The following is a 20,573-nucleotide window of genomic DNA, read 5'->3' as shown; positions in this document are numbered from 1 at the left end:
AGAATACGAGTTTTAATAAAACTTTTATTTTTTATTATTTATCTTGCACGTAAGGTTTAAGTACACAAACGTTTTATTAGGAAATAATTTAAAATTACCCCTTATGGTTAGATTACAGACTATATCCTGTATCGCCTCAATATTCTTTTTTTGTCAAATAACTTTATCACAATCTAGAGCAGTAATCTCGGGTAATGTTTCTGATCAATTTGGAAATTTGCCAGGAGCACGAGTTAGTATAGAAGGTACTAGCCAGACTACGACAACAGATGTAAATGGGAATTATACTTTTGATGTAGAAGAAGGAGAATATATACTCACAGCTGGATTTGTGATGTATAATTCGGTTTCTAAATCCACAACTGTAAAAGTAGGAGAAACGGCTCAATTAGATTTTGTATTAGAAACAGGATTCTCTATTGATCAGCCAATTTCGGTAGGTTCCAGAGCAAAACCGAGATCTTTATTAAAAACTACGGCTCCAGTTGATATTATTTCTCCGCAGGAGATTACTAATTCTTCGCAGATTGAGTTAAGTCATATTTTACATTATTTAGTTCCATCTTTTCATTCTACTAATCAAACAATATCGGATGGTACAGATCATATTGATCCAGCAACTTTACGAGGTTTAGGGCCAGATCAAATCTTGGTATTGGTCAATGGAAAGCGTAGGCATAACAGTTCTTTATTAAATGTAAATGGTACTGTTGGTAGAGGTACTGTAGGGACAGACTTTAATGCTATCCCAATAGCCTCTATAGAACGAATAGAAATATTACGTGATGGTGCAACTTCTCAATATGGATCGGATGCAATTGCTGGTGTTATAAATATTATTCTAAAGAAACAAACAGAAGTCATTAATATCGATAATAGAGTTGGTATAACAACCGAAGGAGATGGATTTACTACATATTCTGCGGCTAATTTTGGATTAAAAATTGGAAAAGAAGGATATATTAATGTTACAGCAGAATATAGAGATAGAGAATCGGTAAATAGAGCGGGAGATTATACCGGTACTGTTTATACCGATGATGCAGTAGAGGATCAGAGGCTTATTCAAGAAAATAATTTTTTTGGTCAAACTGGGTATTCCGGAAACAGAGTGATGGAAATAGGAAGTGCAGAAACGCAAAATCTAACGTTGGCATTTAATGGAGAAATTAAGATGTCTGATAAAGCTACTTTTTATTTACAAGGTGGGAGAAATTATCGAGAAGGTAAAGCAGCAGGGTTTTATCGTTTTCCTAAAGATCAAGATAGGGTAGTTCCAGAATTATTTTCCAATGGTTTTTCGCCAGAGATACTAACAGATATTCAGGACGATGTAGTTGCTGGGGGAATTCGAGGAGTAAAGAATGGATGGAATGTAGATTTTAGTCACTCTATCGGTATCAATAGTTTGGATTATACAGTGAATAATTCTAATAACGCTTCATTAGGTGTAGCTTCGCCAAGAACTTTTTATGCAGGAGGATTTGAGTACCAACAAAATACTACAAACTTAGATATTTCTAAAGCCTTTGATTGGTTAAAAGGCGTTAACATAGCATTCGGAGCAGAATTACGAGTAGAGAATTATCAGATCATTGCTGGTGAAGAGGCATCATATGTTAATGGAGGTAGTACGTATTTTGATGAATTTGGCAATGAACTTCCAAGAGCAGCTGGAGCCCAAGTTTTTCCTGGTTTTCAGCCGGAGAATGAATTAAATCGCTTTAGAACAAATAGTTCTGCATACTTTGATGTAGAGACTAATATCTCAGAAAAATTATTGATAAAAGCAGCTGCAAGGTATGAAGCTTATAATGATTTTGGGGGACAAGCTATCTGGAAACTGTCTAGTAGATATAGGATTAATGATAATGTAAGTGTTAGAGCAGGATTTTCTACAGGTTTTAGAGCACCATCGTTACATCAAGTGTTTTTCCAGAATATTAGTACACAGTTCGTTAATGGCGAAAGTATTCAAGTAGGAACGTTTAATAATGAAAGTGCAGTAGCTACAGAAGCATTTCAGATCGATAAGTTAAAACCAGAGTTGTCAAAACATTTTAGCGCGGGAATCAGTGGGAAATTAAATGACAATTTCACTTATACCTTTGATTATTATTTAATTAATATTGATGATAGAATTGTACTTTCAGGTAGATTTGCCGAAGGGTATGAAGCAATTCTAGAACCTTTTGGAGTTGGCGCAGCTCAATTTTTTACCAATGCAATTGATTCTAAAACATCAGGAGGAGATGTTGCAATACACTATAAAACAGATCTTGGGAACGGAAAATTAGGAGCTTCTTTAGGCGGTAATATAACAAGTACTAAAGTCAAGGGAGATATAAAAGTATCTCCTTCTCTTGTGGGACAAGAAGATGTTTTGTTTAATAGAGAAGAAATAGCGAGGGTAGAGTATGCACAGCCTAATTACAAAGTAAATTCTCTGTTATCGTATGAGTTTGGTAAGTTTAGGTTGCAAATGGTCAATACACTCTTTGGAGAAGTAAAGTTTGTACATCCAGATGATGGAGATCAAGCCAATTGGCTGCTAAATGATTTTACAGGTAATGTAGAATCTCGGGATCAAACATTTTCTCCAAAATTAACAACAGATCTTGCAGTTTCATATCAGATTAATGATTATATAAAATGTACTTTAGGAGGAAATAATATTTTTAACATGTATCCAGATAGGCACAAACACTCGGCGAATACTAACAACGGTAATTTTATTTACAGTAGAAGAGTACAACAATTCGGAGTTAATGGCGCTAATTACTATCTTCGGGTATTGTTAAAGTTATGATCGATAATTTATGTAGTTTTTTACGTGCTATTTTTTGTGGACAATATGGCGTAATTATGTTGTTTGCATGGATGACTTTATTTAGTAATAATAAAGTTACTGCCCAAAATACAGCCAATGAAGAGGTAAAAAGAGTACAGCGCGCAATATTCATCTATAACTTCGCACAACAAGTAGGCTGGCCAGAAATAGATCAAATAGATACTTTTAGAATTGGAGTACTAGGACCAGATCGCACAATTATTGATCTAAAATCGATGGCTCAAAAAAGAGAGATTTTTGGGAAACCTGTAGAAATTAGTCGTTTTCAATTTGTAAAGAATATCAAAGATATTCAATTGTTATATGTTCATAATAAGTATAATTATGACATTAATTATATTCTTGGTAAGATTTCAGGGAAAAATATATTGCTTGTGACAGAAGATTATTTTTATAATTCTTCTATGATCAATATGGTTAACGTTGGTAATTCTTTTGAGTATGAAATTAATGCAAACCGTATTAAAAATGAAAATTTCCAGATTGCTTCCTCATTAGAACAATATGCCATTACATCTTCTCAAAAATGGAAAGGGTTATTTAAAACAACAGAAGAATCTTTAGAAAAAGCATTAGATGAGAATGAGGAACAGAAGGTTGCGATTAAGGATAAAGAAGAACGAATAAAACAGCAAGAAGAAAAAATATCTAACCAAGCAAAAGCTATTGATACAATAAAAGGAGGTATTACAGATAGAAATAGGTGGATTGAAAAGCTATCAAGTGAAAGTAAAATACAAGAAAAGAAATACGAAGAAAAACTCTTAATTGAAAAAGAGTTAGAGAAAAATATTCAGGATCAAGTTGCATTTATTAAAAATCAGGAGAAAAAGATAGAAGCAAGTATTCAAGAGATTGAAAAGCAACAAGAATATTTAGAGCAACAAAATGAAGAAATCAAGGAAAAGGAAAAGATTTTAGAAGAGCAACGTTCGGAAATAGAGAATCAAAAAACGATTAATTGGTCCTTGATAGCTTTGATTTCTTTGATTTTAATAGGTGGTATTTTTGTATATAGAAGTTACCTCAATAAAAAGAGATTAAATGCTGCTTTAGAAACGAAAAATAAAGAAATACACGAACAATCTCTAGTTTTAGAATCAAAGAATAAAGAATTAGAGCAATTCGCATATATTGCTAGCCATGATTTACAAGAGCCTTTAAATACAATATCTAGTTTCATAGGGCTTATATCCGAAGATTATGGTGATAGTTTTGATGATATAGGAAAGGAAAGTTTAAATTTTATAAAAAATGCTAGTATTCGGATGAAGAAACTGATTGATTCTTTATTAGAATATTCTAGATTAGGAAGAACTAGAGATTTCATAAAAGTGGATATGAATACAGTCTTAGTAGAACTAAAAGGTGATTTTACTAATATTTTAGAAAGGACTAATGCTAAAATTTATTCAAAAAAGTTGCCTGTTGTAAAAGGAAATCCTGTAGAGCTACGATTATTGTTACAAAACTTGGTTAGTAATGGGATTAAATTTATAGAAGAAGATACAATCCCCGAAATTCACGTAGAGGCAATTAAAAAAGAAAGAAAAGACGAACCTTCTAAAAGATACTGGGAATTCTCAGTAAAGGATAATGGAATAGGGATTCCTAAAATTCATCAAGATAGAATTTTTGCAATTTTCCAAAGACTTCATTCTAGAGAAAAATATCAAGGTACCGGAATAGGATTAGCGCATTGCAAGAAAATTGTAGAATCTCACAATGGCGAAATTTGGTTAGAATCAACGGAAGGAAAGGGAACTACTTTTTACTTTACAATTCCCGAATAACAATACATAAATAGTACCTCATAAGTAACTATAATATATAATTACTTATGAGGTATGTAGTTTTTTTAAACTTCAGGTCTACCCTTAAGTCTTTTTTCTATTTTTTGTTTTTTAGCAGTAATGATCTTCATCATTTCCATGATTTCCGGATCTTTATTTTGTTTGTAGATTTCATTAAGACTCAAAACGAGATCTTTCGCTTCTCTTGATGCTTCAACTCGATCACTAGTGGACATATTGCTCATACTTCTGCCCTCAAACTCACGTGCTTTCTCCATTAATTCCATAACTCAGTATTTATTGTAATAATAAAAATGTTTTAGACTACTCTATGAAAAATAAACTATTTCATCTTTAATTTAACACTTTTGGGGTAAATATATAAAAAAAATCGACATTTATTGTCTCTTATATATAACGGAAATAAATGAAATGATAAATGATCATTATACCTAGTTTTAATAAATAGATGTTTTTTTAGCAAATGTTGTATTTACTTCAAATATTTAACGAATTCAATGTGAAGTTGTTTATGTTCTTAATATTTCATTTTAATAAAAAGTTTGTAAAAAAATAACATAACACAGCGAAGTGGGTTTTAAACTTTTGATTTTTTTATATTTTGTTTTAAAACCAAGAAAATTCATTCTTTTCATATAATAAAAAAAATGTATTTTTAGAGGGAGAAATCCCTTTAATTATTGTTTTTAATGAAGAGTTCTGTTGTTTTTGTAATCTGTTTTTTTAGTATAAGTCATAATATGTTAGCTCAAATTGATGCTAATTCTTTAATGGGATTGCCTACTGCTTCTACTGCAGAAAGAGTAGCGATTACAGGTGTTTCTGTTGGAGCTTTAGTTTATGATACTGATGTCAATAGGGTTTATGAGTTTACGGATACTGGTTGGCAAGAAATGTTAACTACTGGTAATGTTTACGTAGGAGCGTTTCAGGTATCTAGCTCAGGTACAATAAATATAACAGGAATCCCATTTAGACCTACATTGGTGACCTTTGTTGCACATGCTAATGTTGAAGATTTTAATATAAACAACGATAATGGAACTGCTAATAATGATAGAGGAATAAGGAATTCTTTTGGGACTATGAATGGTTTTGCACGAAATGATCCAGGTGATATTATTCAACAGGTCATTTATATTGGCTCTCATGGAAACTCTATTAATGATATTTCTCGTTTCGCTTCGGACATGTATTCAATAGGATTAAGATATGGAGACCAGAATGGACTTTTATTGGGAAACATTTTAGGTGATTTGACAGACTTTAATTCCGATGGTTTTACAATTAATATTACATATATTGATGGAGATGTTACTAATGTAGGACAAAATGTTCTACCAGAAGATATAGATAATGAGGGAATCATTGTTCTATATACAGCCTATAGATAACTGGAATCTTTAGTTTATAAAAACTGGACTACTATTTTTTTAATACGATTTGATATCATTGTATGTATATTATAAATCAAGAAAAATGAATAGTACAGATTTGAGCCCCAAGGAATATGATGAATATTATGGTAGATATATTAAAAAGTTGTCTCCACAAGTAAGTATAATAGAAGGTTTTGAAATAGGAAAAGATGATGTAATTAATTTTTTTGAGTCTATTTCTCCGGAAAAGCAAGAATATCGATATGATATTAATAAATGGAGTGTCAAAGAGGTTTTGCAACATCTAATAGATACCGAACGTATATTTATGTACAGGTGTTTCCGTATTGCCAGAAATGATCAAACTCCTTTAGCGGGTTACGATCAAAATATTTATATAGATCCTTCGGGAGCAAATCAAAAATCTATGAGCGAGTTGATTGGCGAATTCGAAATAGTAAGACAAAGTTCTATTTCATTCCTAAATAGTATCAATGATGATCAGTTGATGTATATCGGTAATGCTAATGGAGGCGATATGTCAGCTAGAGCTGCAGCTTTTACCATAATTGGTCATGAGATTTGGCATATGGATATTATAAAAGAAAGATATTTATAAAACTTAATTTCGTTAGGTAAGTATAGATTTAATACTATTCTTTAATTCAGGAATTACCTCTTTCCTAAACCATTCATTTTTTGCTTGCCATATATTGTTTCTTGGCGATGGATGTGGTAGTACAAAATAATTAGGTAGATATTCTTTATAATTTTTTACAGATTCTGTCAGTGTTCTTTTAAGTTTATTTCCTAAGTAATATTGTTGTGCATAGGTACCAATTAGTAGTATAAGTTCTACATCCTTCATATTGCTTAGTAATTTTTGATGCCATAATGGAGCACATTCCTTAGTAGGAGGTAGGTCACCAGATTTTCCTTTTCCTGGGTAACAAAAACCCATTGGAATTAAAGCTGTAATTTCAGCGTTATAAAAAGTGTCATTATCAATTCCCATCCACGCTCTTAAGTTTTGCCCACTTTTATCATCCCAAGGAATTCCGGATTTATGAACAACACTTCCCGGAGCTTGCCCTATAATTACAATTTTACTTCGTGTATTCGCAGAAACAATAGGTCTTGGACCTAATTCTAATTTTTGAGCACATACATCACATTTTGAAATTGAAGATAAAAGAGTATCCATATAATGTTGGAAATTTAGAAGGTTAAATTACAAAATATTCTAACAGTTTATTTTAATAATAAGCTTATTATAAAGACAATACATTCATCTTCGTTTGCCCTATTTTGTGGTTCGTATTATTCCATATGGCCTATTTAGTCGTGTTTTTGTGTATTTAATAAGGAAGAGCTTAAAAGTTTAACAAAAGTTTAAGTATGTGTGTTTTTAATGATTTTTTCGTTGTTTTTGGTGTATTTCTTTGAGAATTATTTAATTACCAAAACAAAGTTAATAGTTTATTTATCAGCTGTTTATGTTTGTTTGGTTGAAAGGGTTACTTTGCGGAATCCTACGTTGTGGATTTAATCGTAGTTCTCTTTCAGAGTATGGAAGTTTAATATTATTTTTCTACTTTTAAAGCTAACGGAAGTTAGTCTTGTAACAAAACTTTAATAATCTCTTCTAGTAATTGATTAGCTAAAGTATTTTTTACAAGAAAAAGTTCATCAGACTTATTTTAATATTCACTCAATCAAAAAAGAGGTTTATGAAACGTAGAGATTTTATTCAATACACAGGATTAGGGGCAGGCGCGTTAATGATGCCTTCACTACTTCTGGGAAATGATATTCCTGCAGAAGCACTGCTTAGCCCAGGAATGGATATTGCCATTAAAAAACGAATGGCAGACGTAGCACTTAATACAGCAAAATCATTGGGAGCAAGTTATGCAGATGCCAGAATAGGTAGGTATCTAAACCAATATGTATTTACTAGAGAAGATAAAGTGCAAAATGTAGTTAATACAGAATCATTTGGTATCGGAATCCGAGTAATTGTTAATGGTACTTGGGGATTTGCATCCACTAATAGTGTTACCGAAGACGGAATTAAGAAAGCTACAGATCAAGCAGTAGCGATTGCAAAAGCTAATTCTAAATTTCAAAAAGAAGAAGTGAAACTGGCTCCTGTAAAATCACACGGAGAAGTATCTTGGAAAACGCCTATAAAAAAGGATTTTAAAGATGTTCCAGTTTCTGAAAAAGTAGATTTGTTATTATCTGCAAATGCAGCAGCATTAGAGAACGGAGCTAATTATGTTAACTCCGGACTTTTTATGGTAAATGAACAAAAATATTTTGCGTCTACAGATGGTTCCTACATAGATCAGGATGTACATCGTATCTGGCCGACATTTACTGTGACTGCTATCGATAAAGGTACAGGTAAATTTAAATCACGTCAGGCAATGAGTGCTCCTATGGGAATGGGATATGAATATATGGACGGATTAGCTTCAGAAAAACTAAAAGGTCCTGAGGGTCTTAATCTATATCGTAAAAGTTATGATATCCTAGAAGACGCAACCTTAGCAGCGAAGCAAGCAAAGCAAAGATTAACTGCTAAATCTGTAGAAGCTGGTAAATACGATCTAGTGTTAGAACCAAATCATTTAGGGTTAACAATCCACGAATCGGTTGGACATCCATTAGAACTAGATAGAGTGTTAGGATATGAAGCTAATTATGCAGGAACAAGTTTTGCTACTCTGGATAAATGGAAGACCAAAAACTTTAAATATGGTAGTGATATTGTAAACCTTGTGGCGGATAAAACTCAAGTAGGTTCCTTAGGAGCTGTAGGATATGATGACGAAGGAGTAAAAACAAAGAAATGGGATTTAGTACGTAATGGTGTATTAACAAACTATCAGGCAATCCGTGATCAAGTGCATATGATAGATCAAAACGAATCTCATGGATGTTGTTATTCTCAGAGTTGGAATGATGTACAATTCCAGCGCATGCCTAATGTTTCTCTAGAACCAGGAAAAGAGAAGTATTCTATAGATGATATGATTAAAGACGTAGAAAAAGGAATATACATCGCAGGTAGAGGTTCTTATTCTATAGATCAACAACGATATAATTTCCAATTTGGTGGAACTGTGTTTTTTGAAATCAAAAACGGAAAAATCGTAGGTATGCTAGATGATGTAGCATATCAATCTAATACACAAGAGTTCTGGAATTCTTGTGCTAAGATATGTGACAAAGATGATTACCGAATGTTCGGATCATTCTTTGATGGTAAAGGACAGCCTTCGCAAGTAAGTGCTGTATCTCACGGAAGTTCTACTACACGTTTTAATGGCGTGAATGTGATCAACACAGGTAGAAAAATTTAAATCACAGTCTTATTTACAAATAAAAAATATCATGGCAATATATTCTAAAGAAGAAGCAAAGCAGATTATGGAAAAGGCGTTGAGCTTTTCTACTGCAGATGCTTGTGAAGTAAATTTAAGCGGAAGCGAAAGTGGTAATATCCGCTATGCTAGAAATACAGTGTCTACAGCAGGACACAGATCCAATCAAACATTGGTTGTACAATCTAATTTTGGAAAAAAATCTGGTACAGCCACTATCGATGAGTTTGATGATGAGTCATTAAAAAAAGTGGTAAAAAGAGCTGAAGAATTGGCAAAACTCTCACCAGAGAATCCAGAATTTATGGCTCCTCTAGGACCACAAACATATGATAAATCTATTACCTATAAAGAAGCTACAGCAAAAGTGTCGCCAGAGTATCGTGCAGAAGTAGCTAATAGTAGTATCGAACCAGCAGCAGCAAAGAATGTTACTGCAGCAGGATTTTTTAATGATTCTGCAGGTTTTAGTGCAATGATGAACTCTAGTGGTTTATTTGCATATAATCAATCTACCAATGCCAGTTTTACAGTAACCATGCGTAGTAACGATGGTACTGGATCTGGATGGGTGACTAGAGATTACAACGATATTTCTAAGTTTGATGCGGTAGAAGCCTCAAATGTAGCGATTAACAAAGCAGTAATGTCTAAAGAAGCCAAGGCAATAGAACCAGGAAAATACACGGTTATTCTGGAGCCAGCTGCTTCAGTTGGTCTTTTAGGTAATATGGCGTTTGCATTTAATGCACGTACTGCGGATGAAGGACGTAGTTTTATGTCTAAAGAAGGCGGAGGAACGAAAATGGGAGAAAAGATTGTAGACGAGCGAGTAAATATCTGGTCTGACCCATTAAACCCAGAAGTACCTACTGGAACATGGAATGGTTCTGGACAGCCATTAAAAAAGACAAGCTGGATAGAAAATGGAGTGGTAAAAAACTTAGCGTATAGTCGATATTGGGCAGAGAAAAAGGGAGTAGATCCTGTTCCTTTTCCTAATGGATTCATTATGCAAGGTGGTGATGCTTCATTAGAAGATCTTATCAAAGGAACAAAAAAGGGAATCTTAGTAACGAGATTATGGTATATCAGAACAGTGGATCCACAGACGTTACTGTATACAGGACTTACTAGAGATGGTACTTTCTATATCGAAAACGGAAAAATAAAACATCCAGTTAAGAACTTTAGATTTAACGAGAGTCCGATTATTATGCTTAATAACCTAGAAACTTTAGGGAAACAAGTACGAATCGATGGTAATTTAGTTCCTTATATGAAAATAAGAGACTTTACTTTTACCAGTCTTTCGGATGCAGTATAATTCCATAGTCCTTCCTTAAAACTAAAAATAATAAACTATCCATGGAGCGTAGTTAAAATGTATGGGCTTACTATCATGTATTTTTTAACTACGCTATGAGGTAGTAGTTGTTTTAAGAGAATCCTAATTAACTTTAATTTTAGATCATTTAGTAATTAATGATCTATATTGTTTCGTTAGTATACCTAGTTAATTTCATATTGAGCAATAAATTTTTCTTTACACGATTACAATACGAATCAGGAGATTGGGATGTAGATCAGCGGATGCCTTCTAATCTATTAAATTCTCTCGTAGAGTATACTACTTTGCGAGTGGATACCCAAGAGCGCATAATTTCATTAAGTAGTGATGAAATTTTCAAAAGTCCATTTTGTTATATTTCTGGTCATAAACTAGTACAATTTACCAAAAAGGAAAGAGAAAATTTTAAGAAATATGTGAACAATGGAGGTTTTGTTTTTGCAGATGATTGTAATCACGATATCGATGGATTATTTTCTAAATCTTTTGTTCGACAGATGGGAGAGATTTTTGGTCCAGATGCATTAAAAAAAATACCGAATAATCATGAAATTTATAAGGTGTTTTTTGAGTTTGAAGACGGACCTCCAACTACATCTCAGGAATTAAATGGATGGGGAGATGATATTGTACATGATTATTTAAAAGCAATAGTTATTAATGGAAGGATAGGAGTTTTATTTAGTAACAAAGATTATGGTTGCGAATGGGATTATGATTTTAGAAATAAACGATGGTATAAAATCGATAATACCCGATTTGGAGTTAATATTGTGATGTACGCATTAACATCATAAAAGACAGTATTTATATGGATAAAGAGTTAGTAGATATAGAACAAGAAGTACATATTCTTACCGAAAAGCTTCAACAGCTAAGAAAGGAAATAGGTAAAGTTATAACAGGTCAAGAAGAAACTATTGAGCAGTTATTAATTACCTTTCTTGCAGGTGGACATGCCTTACTAGAAGGAGTTCCAGGTTTGGCAAAAACGTTAATGATTAGAACATTAGCCCAAGCCATTGATTTAAATTTTAAAAGAATTCAGTTTACGCCTGATTTGATGCCATCTGATATCATAGGAACCGAGATATTAGAAGAAGATTATAGTACAGGAAAAAAGTTCTTCAAATTTAATAAAGGGCCTATTTTTTCTAATATCATATTGGCAGATGAAATTAACCGTACACCACCAAAAACCCAAGCTGCTTTATTAGAAGCAATGCAGGAATTTGAAGTAACATATTCAGGAAAGACCTATGCATTAGACAGACCTTTTTTCATTCTTGCTACACAAAATCCTATCGAACAATCGGGAACATTTGCACTTCCAGAAGCGCAACAAGATCGATTCTTATTATATATAAAAATTGGTTATCCTACGGAAACTGATGAAACTACTATTCTTAAAAATACAACAGGAGCAAAGAAGGAAACCTTAAATAAAGTAATCTCTGGAGAAGATATTATAAGGTTACAGCATCTGGTTAGAGAAGTACCAATAAGTGACGATTTGATTTCTTTTGTGAGTAAGGTAATACGAGCAACAAGACCAGAAACAACAACCAACTCCTTTGTAAAAGAATGGGTTAATTGGGGTGCAGGACCACGTGCGGGACAAGCAATGATATTAACAGCTAAGGCAAGAGCATTGGCTCAAGGAAGATTATCTGTAACCTTAGATGATCTTAAACATGTAGCCATACCTGTTTTAAGACATAGAGTTATTGTCAATTTTAGAGCAGAGTCAGAAGGTATTACATCTGATGATGTTACACATCACCTATTAGACGATATAAAAGTAGGAGCTTAGAAAAAAAATACGTGAGACAAGACTATCATCAATTATTAAAACCAGAACTGATAAAAAGTGTTTCTGGCTTATCGCTTATAGCGAGGGTGATTGTGGATGGGTATTTGTCAGGATTAAACAACAGCCGTAATGTGGGTGCAGGAATGGAGTTTACGCAATTCCGTAATTATGAACCAGGAGATGATCTAAGATTACTTGATTGGAAAATGCTTGCCAGATCCGGACGGTATTACATCAAGCAATCAGAGGTAGAGACTAATATTTCTATAAAATTTATTTTGGATGCTAGTAATTCTATGCTACATACGGAGCAAGAACTTTCTAAAATGGATTATGCCAGAATATTGGTAGCTTCATTAGGATATTTGTCACAAAATCAAGGAGATGCTATTGGGTTGTTTGGACTAAATGAAGACCGATTATATGATTTGTACCCAAAAATCCAGAAGCAACATTACAATCGCTTTTTATTAGAGTTGACTAATATAGAGAATAAAGGGAAGTGGCCGGCAAATCCAAATGCATCAAAAAGCTTACACGATCGCAATCATAAAGAACTTATTTTTTTTGTAACAGATTTATATGAGCATGATAAGGAGTTAATCTCCTTTATAAAACGTTTAAAAACACCCAGAAATGAAGTGGTGGTATTACACCTTATGGGAAATAATGAATTAGAATTTTCTTATAAAGGAACTGTTACATTCGAGGATTTAGAGACAGGAGCAAAGCTAAAAATAGATACAAAGACTGCTAAAAAAACATATTTGAAAGCTTTAGATAGCATGATCAGTACAACAAAAGATACCTTGTTAATCAATGATATTAGTTATCATTTGTTCAAATTAGAAGATCATATTGGAGAAGCCTTACGAGTATTCCTCAAAAAACGAAATAAACTGAGTTGATATGTCTTTCTTGTATCCTACATACTTATGGGCATTATTAGGACTTCTGGTACCTTTAGTCATACATCTTTGGAGTAAAAATGAAGGAAAAACAATAAAAGTCGGAAGTACTAAATTATTAAGTGAATCAGATTCTAAACAATCAAGAAGTATTCAGTTAAACGAGTTTTTTCTACTAATACTTAGAATGTTATTAATAGGAGTTTTGGTGTTATTACTTGCAGGTTTTCAGATGAAGAAGAAATCTAGTACAGTACCGGTAACTTATATTATCTCACCTAAACTTGTAGATAATGAAAAGGTACAAACAATTATAGATACAATAGAACCTGGATCTTCCTTACGACTCTTACAAACCGGTTTCCCAGAGTTAGATCCTGATGAATTCGAATTACCAAATAACACAATTACGAACTATTGGCAATTAGCAAGAGAAATGGAAACACTACAAACGGATAGTATTGTAGTGCTTACAGACACTAAGATAATTGGGTTAAAAGGTGCGCGTCCCGAAATCGCAAAAAATAATACTTGGATATCGATTAACACCAACGAATCTATAGAAAAGGTATTGCAGGTAAGCAATAAAGGAGATTCTCTAGAAATTGTATCGATGACTAGTGATCAGCACCTAACATCTTTTAGAAAAGAGTGGCTGGATAAAAAAGATACTGCGCTATCCTTTAATGAAACTAAGGATAGTGTGTTTATTTCTTCAAAAGAAAATAAAAAAACCATAGCACTTACTAATGCAGTAGTGCCCAAAGTAATGATTATATATACAGATAGTTTACAACAACAAAAAAAGTATGTAGAAGCTTCCCTTAATGCGATATCAAAATATATAAAAAGAACTATAGATATCGAAGTAAGAAAAAAAACAGAAGGAATAACATATTCAGCATATGATTTAGTAGTGTGGTTATCTACAGATCCTGTTCCTTCTACAACTACTAAATTACTGGCATATAAACCAGATATATATGCGAATACAATTATAGAACCAGGAAGTTCTAATACTGTTTTTTATTTGACAGCATCATTGAATAGAGAAAATAGTATTACCAAAAATGTATCGGAACGATTATTAGAACTTTTTGATTTTTATAGAGATATTGCATCAGATATCAATACTTACGATAAAAGGAGTATAGATATATCAGAGCTAGAACCTGTAACTTCTGTTGAGGTTACTACTAAAAAATCATATCAGTTATTAGATATTTCAAAATGGTTGTGGTTGTTATTAGCATTTGGATTGATTGCCGAACGTAGTATTGCAAAATATAGAAAACAATAGTGAGAACAGGACATAACATATTAGTAGGTTTTAGACAGCGATGGCAATTGATGCTTTGGCTAGAAGTAGCCTTATATGCTTTGGGACCTGCGGTATTAATATATCTTGTATTTAATAATGTACTATGGACTGTAATAACCTTACTTTTAGTTGGAGGAATTACTGCGATAATCTTAAAACCTTGGAAAAAGAGTCTAGAAAGCATAGCGAGTTATATAGATCTTCATCTAGATGAGACAGAATATAGCACTAGTCTTTTATTGACTTCAGAAGAACACTTATCTACTTTGGCTAGAATACAGCAACATAGGATTAAAGATATATTAGTAGCAAAGCTAAAAACGATCAAACCTCCGCATCATATACTTAGAGGCATGGTGTTAGCAAGCATTTGTATTTTAATTGGTCTTGCCATACACAAATATAATCTGTTTGGAAGTTTACAAAATTCTTCTCAACCGAAAATTACTCCAGAGGATATTGTATTTAAGGCTACAGACTCGACTGCAGTGAGTCAATCACCACCAAAATTAATACAACAAGAGTTACGTGTCACATATCCTAGCTATACACAACTTCCTTCTTCTGCAACTACCAAGATGGATATCAAAGCAGTCCAAGGATCCAGAGTTTTTTGGAAAATACAGTTTGATAAGGAAATAAAAGAAGTGACTATCGAAAGTTCTGGCAATAGGTATGCTATGAAATTGGTGGATGGTGCATATACAGGAACTACAGTACTAAACACCTCTGGATTCTATAATTTTAAATTTACTGATCTCCAAAACAACTCTTATGTGTCTGATTTATATGGGATAGAAGTGACAAAAGATAAAAACCCAACAGTGGCTATTAAAGGAATAAAACAATTTACTTCTTTTGATTTTAATCAAGATAAAAAAGTATCCTTTACCACTACTATTACGGATGATTATGGGATCGAAGACGCTTATATTATTGCAACGGTGAGCAAAGGTTCTGGCGAATCAGTTAAGTTTAGAGAAGAGAAGTTAAGCTTCAATAATAAAATTATCAAAGGCAATAAGAATATGAGTTTGTCCAAAAACATCGATCTGGATCAGATGAAGATGGAACCAGGCGATGAACTGTATTTTTATGTAGAAGCCTTGGATCGTAAGCGGCCAAAAGCCAATATTGCCAGAAGCGAAACCTTTTTTGCAGTAATCAAAGATACGATCTCAGATACCTTTGCGGTAGAAGGAACCATGGGAGTAGATCTGATGCCTGATTATTTTAGAAGCCAACGCCAACTCATTATCGATACAGAAAAATTACTGAAAGACAAATCAAAACTTTCTACTCAGGAGTATAAATCCAGAAGTAATGAACTTGGTTTTGATCAGAAGGTATTACGTCTTAAATATGCCGAATTCATGGGCGACGAATCAGAATTTGGTGGCACTGCAGAAGGAGATGTAGAATCTCCAGAACACGAGCATGAACACGAAGATCACCACGAAGAAGGACATGAAGAAGAAGATCCTTTAGCAAAATATACGCATAAGCACGATAGCGAGAATGAGCACAATTTAGTGGAAGAAAAAAAGAAAGATCCACTAGAAGAATATTTGCATAATCACGGAGATCCAGAAGAATCTACACTCTTTACGCAATCGCTAAAAAGTAAACTACGTCAAGCATTGAACGAAATGTGGGATGCAGAATTATATTTACGACTATACACTCCAGAAAAATCATTACCGTATCAATACAGAGCGCTAAAATTAATCCAGGAAATAAAAAACAGTGCCCGTATTTATGTACATCGTATTGGTTTTGACCCACCACCTATTAAAGAAGATAAAAGACTTACCGGAGAGATTGATAAAGTACTTGGGTATAGAAAAACAGAAGAACTAACACAAGAAGATCCATATCCTTCGATACGAGTAGCGATTGCTAGATTAGAAGTATTAATTTCAGAAAAAACAATGTTAACCGAGGATGATAAACAACTTTTTGGTCAAGCCGGAAATGAACTAGCGATAAAAGCAATCGAAGATCCTGGTAAATATCTGGAAACCTTGCAACAACTAAAATGGATTTCTGAAGATGTTACAGTTCCGCAAGAAGCATTGATTGTCTTGCAGAAAGGATTATTGACGGCACTGCCTGCAATAGCGCCAAACCCAGCAAAAAAAGAACAACAATTTAGCGAAATAAATGATTTATTAGTAAAAGAGTTAGAGATTAATGATTGAGAATATTACTTTTTTACATAGTAATTGGATTTGGCAAATCGCAAGTTGCGCACTGCTGCTATGGATGGTTTTTATCTGGAAAGAATGGATAAACATTGCAACACCTAGATTTTGGATACGCATTGCTGTTGCTTTTCTTGCGATTGGATCCTTGGCAATTATAGCATTACAACCAGCTAAGTCGATTCCGCCTAAAGATACCAAAGTAGCGGTACTAACATCAGGATGTCAACCTGCACAATTGGATAGTTTAAAAAAAGAGTATAGAAGATTAAAAATACTAGAGTATTCACCGAATCAATCCATTTTTGGCAAGACAAAAACTTCAGATACTGTTTTTGTTTTAGGATCTGGGGTTGCACCTTTTGATTTTTGGCAATTAGAAAACAATCAGGTACAGTATATGCCCGGCGATGTACCTAGCGGAATCATTAGATATCATTATGATCAAGAAGGAGTAGTGGGAGCACAGTTCTTATTAGAAGGAATTTATAACAATCCTACATCAGGAAACAAGCTTGTATTAGAAGGACCTGGTGGTAATGGGATGGATTCTATTAGCTTGGTAACAGATCAACAGCAAACATTTAAACTAACGACAATTCTAAAAACAAGTGGACGATATGTTTTTTCGGTTACGGAGAAAGATACTATAGGAAACATATTATCCAGGGACCCTATTCCCGTGATCGTAAAAGATCGAAAAAAGTTACAGGTGTTGATTGTTAATGACTTTCCTACTTTTGAAACGAAATATTTAAAAAACTACCTCTCCGAAACGGGACATGAGGTTTTGGTAAAAAGTAAGATTACTAAGGGCAAGTTTAAGTTTGAGTATTTTAATAGAGATCGAATACCAATGAGTGCTTTTACAGAAAAGAACTTGGCGCCTTTTGATCTGGTAATTTTAGATGCTCGTACAATACAGAATCTAGGAAAAAACGCTAGAACAGTATTAGAGAATGCTATAAGACAACAAGGGCTAGGTGTATTTATCCAACCAGATGACTCTTTTTTTAAATCCAATAGTGGCTTTGCTGCATTTGATTTTATAGCGGTAAAGAGAACAGAAACTAAGTTAACCACGGCACCCAAAACTAAGATAGCGACCCATCCTTTTGTTTTTAATGATAAGAGAGAGGTTTTACCGGTACATAATAATATAGATGCGCGCATTATTTCTGGATATAAATATAAAGGAAAGGGAAAAGTAGCTACTACTGTGTTAAATAGTACTTATGAACTGATTTTAGAAGGCAATGTACAAGAATATCAACAATTATGGACTAGGATACTTACGGACATTGCTAAAAAAGACATTGCTAAGGTAGATTGGGATACCAACCAATTATTAGCGATAAAAGATCACCCCTATATTACTACGCTTAGAACCAAAGTAGCTACACCAGAAGTAATAATAGCAGATGGATATCGCATAGCGATGCAGCAAGACATACACTTACCTAATCGTTGGCAGGGAACCACCTATCCTAAAAAGCTAGGTTGGCACCAAATCTCGATTGCACAAGACAGCACTACGGTGTTGGAGTATTATGTAACGGATACGACCGCTTGGTTATCGCAATTGGTATATGATAGGATGCAACAAAACAGTCGTTTCTTTGATCGGTCCATACCTACAGCCAAGGCACCAAGGGCTCCTTTAGCGCCCATAAATCCAATAGGGTTATATATCTTATTTTTATGCTGTATGGGATATCTATGGCTAGTGCCCAAAATAGAAACTACCTGATTAGATTCTTATTTCTCGGTTTGATAAAAGCTGATTTCTTTATATAAGAAAGCTTTTTTTTATGCGTTCTAAGGGAATTTTTAAGTTGTTTTTGGAATTTAAAGCAAAAATTGACTATCGAATTAAACAGTTATCGATAAACATAAAAAAGATATATAGTTACCTTTTGTGACTATATTTGCATGTTGTAAGCAATTTAAACCTACCTGAAATGTTTTTCCCATCAGATACAAAATACAAAGAGACAAAACTTATAAAACAAGGAAAAAGTAGAATTGATGAGGAATTTAAGCTTCTTTCAAAATGGATTTCTGAGAATTATAATGTTACCGTTCTTAATATTCAAGAGGATCTTAATGAAGATAATAATATATTAAAAATTGATATACATGTAGAAACCATTAAAGAGGAACTGAAACTTACAATGAGTGAGGAGTATTATTTCAATGATATTACTACTAATAAACAGAAAGAGATTGCAGAAAAATACATTCAAATCATAAATTCCTCAAATAGCCTGAATATATCTCCAAAAATAAACGATATCTCTATTTTTTGTTTCGCTTTTGAACCACTTGCTAAACAAGAAGCAAGTTTATTAATTCCTGAAAAAAGAATTGAGAATATATATGAAGAATTAGAACTTCCTGAAATTTGGAGAATTTCTCGCTGCTTTGAAAATGTGACCCTATTAGTTTATAAAGACGAACAAAAAAATAAAATCAAAAATTCAGTTAAATTTAAGCTGATTGAGGGCAAATATTTTGACCTACTAAAAGAATACGATGAGTTCAATTATTGGAAAAGAGAAAACGTTAAAATTACAATAGACTCAAAACAGAATTTTGATGATAATTATGAGAGTAGTTGGATCCAATATTATGACTAAAAACTACTTACAACAACATATATGTGATCATAGCGGCTAAGTGATGAATCGAATGGTTGTTGTTTTTTTGGTAAGACGGAATGCTTGCATAAGGTAAAAGTTAGTAACCAATGTGCAGAAAAATCGAAAAATAGGGTAACATTTTGCCTTGTTACGATACATATATTAAATGTTAACAATAATTATGAAAAAAAACCTTTACTTCATTTTAATCATCATATTGATATGTTCTTGTCAATTTACTGTAAAGTCAGGTAAAAACAATTTAGGTATAATGCCTGAGGTTAAAGCTCAATATTTTGAAAACATTTATGTTGTGGATGAGAAAGTTTGTGAGACCAAAGAATTACCGGTTACTAGGTTTGCTGTGGAATATCCAAGTATATTTGAAGTGGAAACACCGAATGATAAACAAAATCATATAATTGTAAAAAAAATTATTGATAATATAGTTACTGAAGAGTTTACTATTGGTAATTCTACCTTAAACCTAAAAAACGAAAATTTGGCCTTAGAACTATTGGAGAATCTTTCAAAAAACTTAAAGCAACAATTCCCTGATTTAGAAATTGTTTCGGTAGGAAAAAAGAATCTTAATGGAGTGATGACCTATCTTTTTGAGGGTAAAGTTGATTATTCTGATTTTATTGATCAAGGTTATAATGGAATATATAAAGTTATGTGTTTACTTCCGATCCCTAAACAAAATCCAGATGTAAATGCTGTACTTATTACATTCATTGCTAACGAGCAATCTGACATAAAGGAATTTTCAGATTTTGCAACTAATGGAATGATCGGACAAGTTTATAAAACTTTTAGATACATTGAATAAATATTGCTAACAATTTGTATAATGTATAAGCATCCCGAGGATGCAAACGCATCATAGAATGAACGT

Annotated in this window: 16 protein-coding genes; 14 read left to right on the top strand and 2 right to left on the bottom strand. The window is 33.0% G+C overall.

What is annotated here, in order from left to right; genetic code table 11:
• The first annotated feature begins 103 nt into the window (after nt 1–103).
• Together NMK29_RS12685 and NMK29_RS12680 are read left to right on the top strand one after the other, a co-directional pair.
• Nucleotides 104–2,809 carry a TonB-dependent receptor gene (locus tag NMK29_RS12685; protein WP_108803865.1) on the top strand — a complete coding sequence of 902 codons (2,706 nt, stop codon included), beginning with the start codon at nt 104–106 and terminating at the stop codon, nt 2,807–2,809.
• Nucleotides 2,806–4,644: a YfiR/HmsC family protein gene (locus NMK29_RS12680; protein WP_108803866.1), complete on the top strand. Its 1,839-nt coding sequence runs from the start codon at nt 2,806–2,808 to the stop codon at nt 4,642–4,644. The genes NMK29_RS12685 and NMK29_RS12680 overlap by 4 nt, the downstream gene beginning before the upstream one ends.
• A gap of 65 nt (nt 4,645–4,709) precedes the next feature.
• Here NMK29_RS12680 and NMK29_RS12675 read toward each other — a convergent pair whose 3' ends face one another.
• Complete coding sequence (locus NMK29_RS12675) at nt 4,710–4,931, bottom strand: hypothetical protein (RefSeq protein WP_027391981.1); 222 nt, start codon at nt 4,929–4,931, stop codon at nt 4,710–4,712.
• Between the two features lie 474 nt (nt 4,932–5,405).
• Here NMK29_RS12675 and NMK29_RS12670 point away from each other — a divergent pair, with 474 nt between their 5' ends.
• Both NMK29_RS12670 and NMK29_RS12665 read left to right on the top strand, forming a co-directional pair.
• Nucleotides 5,406–6,059 (top strand): hypothetical protein, encoded by a 654-nt coding sequence (locus NMK29_RS12670; protein ID WP_108803867.1) that lies wholly within the window; start codon nt 5,406–5,408, stop codon nt 6,057–6,059.
• An 85-nt stretch (nt 6,060–6,144) separates the two neighbouring features.
• Nucleotides 6,145–6,663, top strand: a complete 519-nt coding sequence (locus tag NMK29_RS12665; protein WP_108803868.1) for a DinB family protein — start codon at nt 6,145–6,147, stop codon at nt 6,661–6,663.
• A 12-nt stretch (nt 6,664–6,675) separates the two neighbouring features.
• Here the strand turns inward: NMK29_RS12665 and NMK29_RS12660 are convergent, their stop codons facing one another.
• Entirely contained in the window at nt 6,676–7,248 is a 573-nt protein-coding gene (locus tag NMK29_RS12660; RefSeq protein ID WP_108803869.1) for a uracil-DNA glycosylase family protein, read from the bottom strand.
• Nucleotides 7,249–7,774: 526 nt separating this feature from the next.
• Between NMK29_RS12660 and NMK29_RS12655 the strand changes: the two genes are divergently transcribed.
• From NMK29_RS12655 to NMK29_RS12610, 10 genes are all read left to right on the top strand, one after another.
• Nucleotides 7,775–9,415, top strand: coding sequence for a TldD/PmbA family protein (locus NMK29_RS12655; protein ID WP_108803870.1), 1,641 nt, complete (start codon nt 7,775–7,777; stop codon nt 9,413–9,415).
• 31 nt (nt 9,416–9,446) lie between these two features.
• Nucleotides 9,447–10,763 carry a TldD/PmbA family protein gene (locus tag NMK29_RS12650; protein WP_108803871.1) on the top strand — a complete coding sequence of 439 codons (1,317 nt, stop codon included), beginning with the start codon at nt 9,447–9,449 and terminating at the stop codon, nt 10,761–10,763.
• Nucleotides 10,764–10,963: 200 nt separating this feature from the next.
• Nucleotides 10,964–11,584: a DUF4159 domain-containing protein gene (locus tag NMK29_RS12645; protein ID WP_108803958.1), complete on the top strand. Its 621-nt coding sequence runs from the start codon at nt 10,964–10,966 to the stop codon at nt 11,582–11,584.
• 14 nt (nt 11,585–11,598) lie between these two features.
• Entirely contained in the window at nt 11,599–12,600 is a 1,002-nt protein-coding gene (locus NMK29_RS12640; protein ID WP_108803872.1) for a MoxR family ATPase, read from the top strand.
• Between the two features lie 11 nt (nt 12,601–12,611).
• The gene (locus NMK29_RS12635; RefSeq protein WP_108803873.1) at nt 12,612–13,508 is read left to right on the top strand and encodes a DUF58 domain-containing protein; all 897 of its coding nucleotides are present in this window, start codon (nt 12,612–12,614) and stop codon (nt 13,506–13,508) included.
• A 1-nt stretch (nt 13,509) separates the two neighbouring features.
• Nucleotides 13,510–14,808 carry a BatA domain-containing protein gene (locus NMK29_RS12630; protein WP_108803874.1) on the top strand — a complete coding sequence of 433 codons (1,299 nt, stop codon included), beginning with the start codon at nt 13,510–13,512 and terminating at the stop codon, nt 14,806–14,808.
• Nucleotides 14,808–17,030, top strand: coding sequence for a tryptophan-rich sensory protein (locus NMK29_RS12625; RefSeq protein WP_369862977.1), 2,223 nt, complete (start codon nt 14,808–14,810; stop codon nt 17,028–17,030). Before NMK29_RS12630 ends, NMK29_RS12625 begins: the two co-directional genes overlap by 1 nt.
• Nucleotides 17,023–18,783: a hypothetical protein gene (locus NMK29_RS12620; RefSeq protein WP_108803876.1), complete on the top strand. Its 1,761-nt coding sequence runs from the start codon at nt 17,023–17,025 to the stop codon at nt 18,781–18,783. Before NMK29_RS12625 ends, NMK29_RS12620 begins: the two co-directional genes overlap by 8 nt.
• Before the next feature lie 211 nt (nt 18,784–18,994).
• Nucleotides 18,995–19,672: a hypothetical protein gene (locus tag NMK29_RS12615; RefSeq protein ID WP_108803877.1), complete on the top strand. Its 678-nt coding sequence runs from the start codon at nt 18,995–18,997 to the stop codon at nt 19,670–19,672.
• Nucleotides 19,673–19,856: 184 nt separating this feature from the next.
• Entirely contained in the window at nt 19,857–20,507 is a 651-nt protein-coding gene (locus tag NMK29_RS12610; protein WP_155839625.1) for a hypothetical protein, read from the top strand.
• Nucleotides 20,508–20,573 lie beyond the last annotated feature (66 nt).

Source organism: Aquimarina sp. Aq107 (genome assembly GCF_943733665.1).
Taxonomy (GTDB): Bacteria; Bacteroidota; Bacteroidia; order Flavobacteriales; family Flavobacteriaceae; genus Aquimarina.
The sequence above is the reverse complement of the archived record's forward strand: the minus strand, read 5'-3'. Positions and strand labels throughout refer to the sequence as shown.

Excerpts from the sequence above, each read along its gene's own strand:
- NMK29_RS12670 (WP_108803867.1), top strand. The coding sequence starts at position 5,406 with ATGTTAGCTCAAATTGATGCTAATTCTTTAATGGGATTGCCTACTGCT.
- NMK29_RS12650 (WP_108803871.1), top strand. The coding sequence starts at position 9,447 with ATGGCAATATATTCTAAAGAAGAAGCAAAGCAGATTATGGAAAAGGCG.
- NMK29_RS12640 (WP_108803872.1), top strand. The coding sequence starts at position 11,599 with ATGGATAAAGAGTTAGTAGATATAGAACAAGAAGTACATATTCTTACC.
- NMK29_RS12660 (WP_108803869.1), bottom strand. The coding sequence starts at position 7,248 with ATGGATACTCTTTTATCTTCAATTTCAAAATGTGATGTATGTGCTCAA.
- NMK29_RS12610 (WP_155839625.1), top strand. The coding sequence starts at position 19,857 with ATGAAAAAAAACCTTTACTTCATTTTAATCATCATATTGATATGTTCT.
- NMK29_RS12630 (WP_108803874.1), top strand. The coding sequence starts at position 13,510 with ATGTCTTTCTTGTATCCTACATACTTATGGGCATTATTAGGACTTCTG.
- NMK29_RS12615 (WP_108803877.1), top strand. The coding sequence starts at position 18,995 with ATGTTTTTCCCATCAGATACAAAATACAAAGAGACAAAACTTATAAAA.
- NMK29_RS12685 (WP_108803865.1), top strand. The coding sequence starts at position 104 with ATGGTTAGATTACAGACTATATCCTGTATCGCCTCAATATTCTTTTTT.
- NMK29_RS12665 (WP_108803868.1), top strand. The coding sequence starts at position 6,145 with ATGAATAGTACAGATTTGAGCCCCAAGGAATATGATGAATATTATGGT.
- NMK29_RS12620 (WP_108803876.1), top strand. The coding sequence starts at position 17,023 with ATGATTGAGAATATTACTTTTTTACATAGTAATTGGATTTGGCAAATC.
- NMK29_RS12655 (WP_108803870.1), top strand. The coding sequence starts at position 7,775 with ATGAAACGTAGAGATTTTATTCAATACACAGGATTAGGGGCAGGCGCG.
- NMK29_RS12675 (WP_027391981.1), bottom strand. The coding sequence starts at position 4,931 with ATGGAATTAATGGAGAAAGCACGTGAGTTTGAGGGCAGAAGTATGAGC.
- NMK29_RS12680 (WP_108803866.1), top strand. The coding sequence starts at position 2,806 with ATGATCGATAATTTATGTAGTTTTTTACGTGCTATTTTTTGTGGACAA.